The organism is Isoptericola sp. NPDC057391 (assembly GCF_042668085.1).
Classification (GTDB): Bacteria; Actinomycetota; Actinomycetes; order Actinomycetales; family Cellulomonadaceae; genus Isoptericola.
Genome location: NZ_JBHVBO010000174.1, coordinates 1 through 8,608 on the forward strand (window position 1 = coordinate 1; position 8,608 = coordinate 8,608).

7 protein-coding genes are annotated in these 8,608 nt (G+C 74.2%); 4 read left to right on the forward strand and 3 right to left on the reverse strand.

The window, feature by feature from the left end; translation table 11 throughout:
• On the reverse strand, window positions 1-705 hold a 705-nt coding region (locus tag ACFUVW_RS17325), incomplete at its 3' end, for a hypothetical protein (RefSeq protein ID WP_430572559.1).
• Between the two features lie 57 nt (window positions 706-762).
• Here ACFUVW_RS17325 and ACFUVW_RS17330 point away from each other — a divergent pair.
• Window positions 763-2,091 carry an alpha/beta fold hydrolase gene (locus ACFUVW_RS17330; RefSeq protein WP_430572560.1) on the forward strand — a complete coding sequence of 443 codons (1,329 nt, stop codon included), beginning with the start codon at window positions 763-765 and terminating at the stop codon, window positions 2,089-2,091.
• A gap of 152 nt (window positions 2,092-2,243) precedes the next feature.
• On the opposite strand, the gene ACFUVW_RS17335 is transcribed toward ACFUVW_RS17330, so the two are convergent.
• Window positions 2,244-2,624 (reverse strand): YybH family protein, encoded by a 381-nt coding sequence (locus ACFUVW_RS17335; protein ID WP_430572561.1) that lies wholly within the window; start codon window positions 2,622-2,624, stop codon window positions 2,244-2,246.
• 245 nt (window positions 2,625-2,869) lie between these two features.
• On the opposite strand from ACFUVW_RS17335, the gene ACFUVW_RS17340 reads away from it, so the two are divergent.
• Together ACFUVW_RS17340 and ACFUVW_RS17345 are read left to right on the forward strand one after the other, a co-directional pair.
• The gene (locus ACFUVW_RS17340) at window positions 2,870-3,658 is read left to right on the forward strand and encodes an ABC transporter ATP-binding protein (RefSeq protein ID WP_430572562.1); all 789 of its coding nucleotides are present in this window, start codon (window positions 2,870-2,872) and stop codon (window positions 3,656-3,658) included.
• A gap of 109 nt (window positions 3,659-3,767) precedes the next feature.
• Entirely contained in the window at window positions 3,768-5,054 is a 1,287-nt protein-coding gene (locus ACFUVW_RS17345) for a hemolysin family protein (RefSeq protein ID WP_430572563.1), read from the forward strand.
• Between the two features lie 6 nt (window positions 5,055-5,060).
• Here ACFUVW_RS17345 and ACFUVW_RS17350 read toward each other — a convergent pair whose 3' ends face one another.
• Window positions 5,061-6,536, reverse strand: a complete 1,476-nt coding sequence (locus ACFUVW_RS17350) for a helix-turn-helix domain-containing protein (RefSeq protein WP_430572564.1) — start codon at window positions 6,534-6,536, stop codon at window positions 5,061-5,063.
• Window positions 6,537-6,665: 129 nt separating this feature from the next.
• On the opposite strand from ACFUVW_RS17350, the gene ACFUVW_RS17355 reads away from it, so the two are divergent.
• Window positions 6,666-8,597, forward strand: coding sequence for a phosphoenolpyruvate carboxykinase (GTP) (locus tag ACFUVW_RS17355; RefSeq protein ID WP_430572565.1), 1,932 nt, complete (start codon window positions 6,666-6,668; stop codon window positions 8,595-8,597).
• Window positions 8,598-8,608 lie beyond the last annotated feature (11 nt).

Sequence of the window (8,608 nt, forward strand, 5' to 3'; positions counted from 1 at the left end):
GGCGCCCTCCGTGGGGACGGTACCGAGCCGCCGCACCTGGAGCCGGTCGTCGCGGACGCGCGCGGCGAGGCCGCGGGCGGCGAGCGCCGCGTCGACCTCGGCGACCGCGGCGGCGTCCTTGCGCTCGGCGAGGCGACGGCGCAGCAGGGCGTGCTCGTCGGCCGAGAACCCGGGCCGGCCGTCCATCCACCGCTCGTACGCACGCTCGTGCGGGTCGGCGTCGTGCCACGGCCACCCGTGGGCCTCGAACGCCGCCCGGATCTCGGCACGGCGCAGCGTGTCCGCGTCGAGCCGTTCCCGCGGGGCGCCGGTCGCGCCGAGGAGGACGACGTACCGGCCGTCGCGGAAGACGGCGGACACGTCCGCCCGCTCCACCCAGCCCTCCCGGTCGTCCGTGCGGTGCTCGAGGTGGTCGGCGGCGACCGTCAGCCGCAGGGACTCCCCGATGGTGGTCAGCGCCAGGAGGACGCCGCCCACCACCCCGAGCCCACCGAGGATCGGGACGGACCACGCGCGCGGCAGGCCCGCGAGCAGCTCGACGGGGCCGAGGGCCGGCAACGGGCTGCCCTCCAGGAACCCCTGCAGCCAGCGGGCGACCGGCGGGAGGGCGAAGCCGAGCCCGACGCCGAGGGCGACGGTCCCGAGCAGCAGGAGCAGCGGCACCCAGCGGGGCTGGCGCACCTCGGAGGTGGTCGTGGTCGGCACGGCCACAATTATTGGAGCACGCACTCCAGTAATGCAACCAGGCCTACCCTTGCTCCCGTGAGCAACACCGGCACCGCGACCGCCTCGGTCGCCGCAGAGCGCGCGTACACCATCCCCGGCGTCCACGTCACCGACCGCACCCTCACGGTGCCGCTGGACTGGGCGCGCCCCGACGACGGCCGCACGATCTCCCTCTTCGTCCGCGAGCTGGTCGCCCCCACGAAGAAGGCCGACGACCTGCCGCTGCTCGTCTTCCTGCAGGGCGGCCCGGGTGGCAAGGGCCCGCGTCCGACCGGCCCCGACGGCTGGGTGGGCGAGGCCCTCGCGCGGTTCCGGGTGGTGCTGCTCGACCAGCGCGGCACCGGCCGCTCGACGCCGGTCCGCGCGGGGGCGCTCACCGCGCTGGGCTCGGCCGAGGCCCAGGCCGAGCACCTGACCCACTTCCGCGCCGACTCGATCGTCGCGGACGCCGAGCACGTGCGGAAGGCCGTGTACGGCGGGCGTCGCTGGTCCACGCTGGGCCAGTCCTACGGCGGCTTCCTCACCCTCACGTACCTGTCGCGCGCCCCCGAGGGCGCGGCCGCGTCGTACGTCACCGGCGGCCTCGCCGGGCTCACCGCGAGCGCCGAGGACGTCTACCGGCGCACCCAGCCGCGCGTCGTCGCCAAGAACGCGCTGTACCGCGAGCGGTACCCCGACGACGTCCAGCGCGTGGCGCGGATCGCCGACCGGGTCGCCGCGGGCGACGTGCGCCTGCCCGGTGGGGACGTGCTCACCGTCGAGCGGTTCCAGACCCTCGGCATGGCGTTCGGCATGGGCCCCGGCTTCGAGCGCGTGCACTGGATCGTGGACGAGGCATTCGACCCCGGCTCCGACGAGCTCTCGGACACCTTCCTCGCCGAGGTGGAGGCCGCCACCGGCTTCCCCACCAACCCGATGTACGCCGTCCTGCACGAGTCGATCTACGCGCAGTCGAACACGGGCGCCACGGCGTGGGCGGCGCAGCGGGTGCGCGACGACGACGCGTCGTTCGACGCCGGAGCCCGTCCGCTGCTGTTCACGGGCGAGATGATCTACCCCTGGATGTTCGAGCAGCTCGCGGAGCTGCGCCCGTTCCGCCCCGCCGCCGAGGCCCTGGCGGCTCGGACCGACTGGGACGACCTGTACGACCTCGACGCCCTCGCCCGCAACGAGGTGCCGCTCGAGGCCGCCGTCTACCACGACGACATGTTCGTGGACGCCGGGCTCTCCCTGGAGACCGCGGCCCACGTCGGCAACGCGCGCGCCTGGGTGACCAACGAGTTCGAGCACGACGGCCTGCGCCTGGGCGACGTCTTCGCCAAGCTCCTCGCCCGCCTGGACGCCCGCGGCGGCGCCCGAGCGTGACCAGTCCGCCCCCGTCCCGCGAAGCGGTCCGGGCCGTGCCGAGGTAGTCCGCGGACCCGCGAGGTAGTTCAAGACGTGCCGAGGTAGTTCAAGACGTGCCGAGGTAGTCCGAGGCTCGGCGAGGTAGTGGCGTATGTGGGGCGACTGACCGCTCAGGACGCCGTCCAGGCCTTGCCCGGCCAGTACGCCCACTCCTCGAAGTCGGCGACGCGCCCGTCGGCGGCGAACCTCAGCACCCACAGGTCGCGGTAGTCCTGCACCTCGGGGGCGGAGTAGCGCACCTCGAGCCGGACGACGGCGACGTCGCCGTCGACGGCGAGAGGCTCGGACGCCGCCGTGAACGCGGCTCCGTCGTCGACGCTCCAGAACTCGCGGATCGCGTCGTGGCCCACCAGCTCGTCCGGGTCGTAGGGCGAGCGCGCGTACCGGGCGTCGGGCGTGAAGAGCCGCTCGACGGCGCCGGCGTCGCTCTCACGCCACGCCGCCACGTACGCGGCGACCCACCGTCGTACCGAGTCCCGGTTCACCGTCATGCCCGCAGTATGCGCCGTCGCGCAACTACCTCGGCAAGACCCGAACTACCTCGCGGGTCCTCGGACTACCTCGGCGGGGCTCGGACTACCTCGGCACGTCCTGAACTACCTCGCGGGTCCGCGAGCTATCTCGGCGAGGGCTGGACCACCTCGGCGGGCGGCGGGAACCGCGGGGTACCGTCGTTCGTCCGACTAGCGGGCCGGCCCCGTCGTCCGGCGCACGCACACACGAAGGTGACACCAGCATGAGCTCGACCTCCCCCGCCCCGATCCTGCGCGCTCAGGGCCTCGTCGTCGGCTACGGCGGCCCGGCCGTCCTGGACGGCGTCGACCTCGAGCTGGTGCAGGGCTCGGCACCGGTCGGTGTCGTCGGCGAGTCGGGGGCGGGCAAGTCGACGCTGGTGCAGGCGCTGCTCGGCCAGATCAAGCCGCGATGGGGCACGGTCACCTACCAGGGGCGTACCGCGTCCAAGCTCGGGCTCCGGGACAAGCGCAGGTTCCGCGGCGCCGTGCGCACCGTGGCGCAGAACGGGCTCGGCACCGACCCGACGTGGAGCGTGGAGCGGACCGTCAAGGGCGCGCTCGCCGACGCGCGCAAGGCCGGTCGCGCGAACGGGCGCGACGTCGCGGACCTGCTCGACGACGTCATGCTCGAGCCGCACGTCGCCGGGCGGCGCGTCGCGACGCTGTCCGGCGGCGAGAAGCAGCGGCTCGCGCTCGCCCTGGCCCTGACCACCCGTCCTGACGCGCTGCTGCTCGACGAGCCGCTCACCGCCGTCGACCCGGCGATGCGCGGCGAGATCGTGCGCCGCCTCACCGACGCCACCCGCGCCGAGGGCACCGCGGTGCTGCTGGTCTCGCACGACGTCGAGCTGGTCGCCCGGCTGTGCCCCACGGTGCACGTGCTCGCCGACGGCACGTTCGTGGCGTCCGGCCCGATGGGCGAACTCCTCGCCGCCACCGGGGACGACGCGCACCCCGCCGTCCGCGGCCTCGCCGAGGCCGCACCCCTGGCGGCGCAGCGCTTCCGCTGATCCTCACGTCCCGGTCCGAAGGAACCGGGCCCCGCCGCGACACGTTCACCGGTGACGACACCGGGGCGACCGTCGGCGCCTCGGCCACCGACCGACCGAGAGGACCCCGGTGGACGCGGACACCTGGTGGAACATCGCGCTCGTCCTGCTGTTCGTGCTCCTGGGCGGCGTGTTCGCCGGGACCGAGTTCGCGCTCGTCTCCCTGCGGGGCACACAGATCGACCAGCTCGAGCACAGCGGCTCGCGCGGCCGCCGGGTGGCCGGGATCGCGCGCGACCCGAACCGCTTCCTGGCCGCGGTGCAGATCGGCGTGACCGTGGCGGGATTCTTCTCCGCCGCGTACGGCGCGTCCACGCTGGCGCCCGACGTCGCCCCCGCGCTCGAGTCCCTCGGCCTCCCGGAGGGCGCCGCGGCGACGGCCGCGCTCGTCGGGCTCACCCTCGTCATCGCCTACCTCTCGCTCGTTCTCGGCGAGCTCGTGCCCAAGCGGATCGCACTGCAGCGCACCGCGCAGGTGGCGCTCGTCGTCGGCCCGCCGCTGGACCGCTTCGCGGTGCTCATGCGGCCCGTCATCTGGCTGCTGTCCCGCTCCACGGATGCCGTCGTGCGCCTGCTGGGCGGTGACCCGAGCCTGCGCTCGGAGGAGATCACGGAGCAGGAGCTGCGCGACCTCGTCGCCGCCCACCCGGGGCTGCACGAGGACGAGCGGCGCATCCTCTCGGACGTCTTCGCCGCGTCCGAACGCAGCCTCGGCGAGGTGATGCGGCCCCGCGGCGACGTCGTCTTCCTGCGGGCGGACCTGCCACTCACCGAGGCCGAGGAGCGCACGCGGGACCTGCCCTACTCGCGGTACCCCGTCACGGGCAGGGACGTCGACGACGTGCTCGGCTTCGTGCACGTGCGCGACCTCGCCCGCGGCGCTGGAACCCCCTCTGGGGGCCGGCGCACCGTGCGCGACGTGGCCCGGCCGGTGCTCGACCTGCCCGCGACCGGTCGGCTGCTGCCGACCCTCGCCGAGATGCAGCGCACCCGGACCCACCTCGCGCTCGTCGTCGACGAGTACGGCGGGACCGACGGGATCGTCACGCTCGAGGACCTCGTCGAGGAGCTCGTCGGCGACATCCGCGACGAGCACGACCCGCTCGCCGCGGTGCGCGTGGCGGGCACCTACGACGCCGGGCTCACGATCGAGGACTTCGCCCGGCTCACCGGCGTCGAGCTGCCGGACGGCCCCTACGAGACGGTCGCGGGCTACGTGCTCGCCCGGCTGGGGCGGCTGGCCGACGAGGGCGACACCGTCACGGTCGGCGGCGACCACCACGACGGGGACGACGGCCACGTCCTGCGCGTCACCTCCGTCGAGGACCGCCGCATCCGCGAGGTCCGCCTGGACTAAGTCACGCTACGACTCGGCGGACGGGGCGTGCCGCTGCAGGAACGCGAAGACGTCCGTGTCGTCGACACCCGGGAACGCGCCGCGCGGCAGGGCCGCGAGCACCTGCTGGTGCATGCGGGCGCTGGGCCAGGCGACGCCGTCCCATCGCTCCGCGAGCTCCGCGGGCGGGCGCTGGCAGCAGGCCGGGTCGGGGCAGGTGGAGGCGTGCCGCACCTGGGTGTCGCGGCCGCGGAACCACTTGGCGTGCGCGTACGGCACACCCACGGTGATGGAGAACTGCCGCCCGTCCGCCCCCGCGCCGGTCTGGACCGAGTCCCAGAAGGTGCCCGCCGGGGTGTCGGTGTACTGGTAGGACTCGGTGGCCCGGTCCCGGCGCGTGAACGCCTCGCGCCCCGCCCACCACCGGCACACGAGCTGCCCCTCGATGGCGCCCGTCACGTCCTGGGGCAGGGGCAGCCCGTCGTTGGCGTACCCGCGGAACAGGGCGCCGTCGTCGCCCACGCGCAGGAAGTGCAGCGGGATGCCGAGGTGCACGGTCGCGAGGTTGGTCAGGCGCATCGCCGCGGCCTCGTGCGTGACGCCGAACGCGTCCCGGAAGTCCTCGACCGCCAGGTCCTTCTCGCGCTTGCGCCGTTGAAGGAACTCCACCGCCACCGACTGCGGGATGAGGCAGCTCGCCGCGAAGTACGTGATCTCGACCCGCTGGCGCAGGAACTCGGCGTAGCTGCGGGGCCGCTCGTGCCCGAGCACGCGGTGCGCGATGGCCTGCAGCGCGAGGGAGCGCAGCCCGTGCCCGCCCGGGATGGAGGCCGGCGGCAGGTAGATCCGGCCGTTCCTGAGGTCGGTGACCGACCGCGCCGACCGCGGCAGGTCGTCCACGTGCAGGATGGTCAGGCCCAGCTGCTCGGCCATGCGCGCCACCGTGCGGTGCGTGAGCGCGCCCGCGCCCGCGTACCCGGCGCGGTGGGTCAGCTCCTCCCCGAGCGCCTCGATCTGCGGGAGATAGTTGTCCCGTTCCTGCCGCTCCTGGCGCAGCTCCGTGTTCGCGCGCCGCGCCTCCTCCGGGGTGGCGATCGCCTCCTCCTCACGCCGCGACAGCTCGGTGTGCAGGCCGACCAGCTGCTCCAGCACCGGCATCGGGAGCTTCTGGCTCGGCTTGACCGACGGGAGACCGAGCGCTCCGAACAGCGGTCCGCGCTGCGCGCGCTCCAGGGCGATCTCCAGCTCCGCGCGGCGCGACGGCGGCTCGTCGGCGAGCAGGTCGGGCACGGCCACGCCGACGACGTCGGCGATGGAGCGCAGCAGCGACAGGCGCGGCTCGCGCCGGCCGTTCTCCACGAGGGACAGCAGGCTCGGCGCCGAGCCCACCCGCTCCCCCAGCGCCTCGAGCGTGAGCCCGCGCGACGTGCGCGCGTGCCGGATGCGCCGGCCGAGGGTGATGAGGTCCGGGGAGTCCGCCCCGGCGGCGTCCTTGGCAGCCATGGTTTGACGTTACGTGAAGATCGGCGGATCTTCACGGCCGATGGAGTGGAAAGTCGCGTCGCCGAGGCGGGACGCTGGACGCAGCCCACCCGGCAGCGCACGCCGGGGCCTCGACGGACGGAGCACCCGATGACCTTCACCGCGAACCCGCGCCGCACGCGACTCGCGATCGCCGAGCTCGCGCCGGACGTCCTGGCCCCCAGCGCCCTCGCGCCCGCGGAGCACGCCGGCGCCGCGTCGTCGCGCGCCACCGCCCCGTCGCCGCGGGACCCGCGCGCCTGGGTCCGGAAGATCGCCGAGCTCACGCAGCCCGACGAGATCGTGTGGTGCGACGGCTCGGCCGCGGAGAAGCAGCGCCTGCTCGACCAGATGGTCGAGGCCGGCACGCTCGTCAAGCTCGACGAGGCGAAGCGGCCGAACTCCTACCTCGCCCGGTCGAACCCGTCCGACGTCGCCCGCGTCGAGTCGCGCACGTTCATCTGCTCGGAGCGCGAGGAGGACGCCGGCCCGACGAACAACTGGCGCGCGCCCGCAGCGATGCGCGCGGAGCTCGCCGACGTCTTCGCCGGATCGATGCGCGGCCGCACCATGTACGTGGTGCCGTTCTCCATGGGCCCCGTCGGCGGCCCGATCTCGCAGGTGGGCATCGAGATCACCGACTCGCCGTACGTCGTCGTCTCCATGCACGTCATGACGCGCGTGTCGCCGCAGGTCATGGACCTCATCGACGCCGGGCAGCAGTGGGTGCCGGCCGTGCACTCCGTCGGCGCCCCGCTGGCCGACGGCGAGGCGGACGTGCCGTGGCCGTGCAACGACACGAAGTACATCGTCCACTACCCCGAGACGCGCGAGATCTGGTCGTACGGCTCCGGCTACGGCGGCAACGCCCTGCTCGGCAAGAAGTGCTTCGCGCTGCGCATCGCCTCCGCGATGGCCCGCGACGAGGGCTGGCTCGCCGAGCACATGCTGCTCATCCGCGTGACGTCCCCGGAGGGCCGGCGGTACCACCTGGCCGCTGCGTTCCCCAGCGCCTGCGGCAAGACGAACCTCGCCATGCTGCGCCCGACCATCCCCGGCTGGACGGTCGAGACCCTCGGCGACGACATCGTGTGGATGCGCCCCGGCCCCGACGGGCGCCTGCGCGCCATCAACCCCGAGGCCGGGTTCTTCGGCGTCGCGCCGGGCACCGGCGTCGAGACCAACCCCACCGCCGTCGAGACCTTCATCCACGACGCGATCTTCACGAACGTGGCGCTGACCGACGACGGCGACGTGTGGTGGGAGGGCCTCACGGCAGAGCCGCCCGCGCATCTCGTCGACTGGCAGGGCAACGACTGGACGCCCGAGTCGGACACCCCCGCCGCGCACCCGAACTCCCGGTTCACGGTGTCGGCGGCGCAGTGCCCGTCCATCGCGGACACCTGGGAGGACCCGGCGGGCGTGCCGGTCGACGCGATCGTCTTCGGCGGTCGCCGCGCCACCAACGTGCCCCTCGTGACCCAGGCGACGAGCTGGGACCACGGCGTCTTCATGGGCGCCACGATCAGCTCCGAGCGCACGGCCGCGGCCGAGGGCACGGTGGGCGAGCTGCGTCGTGACCCGTTCGCGATGATGCCGTTCTGCGGCTACAACATGGCCGACCACTGGGCGCACTGGCTCGCGGTGGGCAAGGGGCTGGACGCCGACAAGCGGCCCAAGGTGTTCCAGGTGAACTGGTTCCGCAAGGGCGAGGACGGCGGCTTCCTGTGGCCCGGGTTCGGCGAGAACTCGCGCGTCGTCGAGTGGATCGTCACGCAGCTCGACCGGTCCCGCGGCCTGCGCACCGACGCCGGCGCCGTGCACTCCCCCGTCGGCCTGCTGCCCGCCCAGGGCGCGCTGCGCACGGACGGTCTCGACCTGTCCGACGACGACCTCGCCGCCCTCTTCGACGTCCCCGCGGAGGCGTGGCTCGCCGAGACGGCACTGACGGGCGAGTTCTTCGACACGTTCGGCGACCGCGTGCCCGACCAGCTCTGGGCCCAGCTCTCCCTGCTGCGCGAGCGGCTGGGCGCGCGCGACTGACCCCCAGACCC

Bases quoted from the DNA above. Each gene is read 5' to 3' on its own strand.
- ACFUVW_RS17340 (WP_430572562.1), top strand. From the start codon at position 2,870: ATGAGCTCGACCTCCCCCGCCCCGATCCTGCGCGCTCAGGGCCTCGTC.
- ACFUVW_RS17335 (WP_430572561.1), bottom strand. From the start codon at position 2,624: ATGACGGTGAACCGGGACTCGGTACGACGGTGGGTCGCCGCGTACGTG.
- ACFUVW_RS17355 (WP_430572565.1), top strand. From the start codon at position 6,666: ATGACCTTCACCGCGAACCCGCGCCGCACGCGACTCGCGATCGCCGAG.
- ACFUVW_RS17350 (WP_430572564.1), bottom strand. From the start codon at position 6,536: ATGGCTGCCAAGGACGCCGCCGGGGCGGACTCCCCGGACCTCATCACC.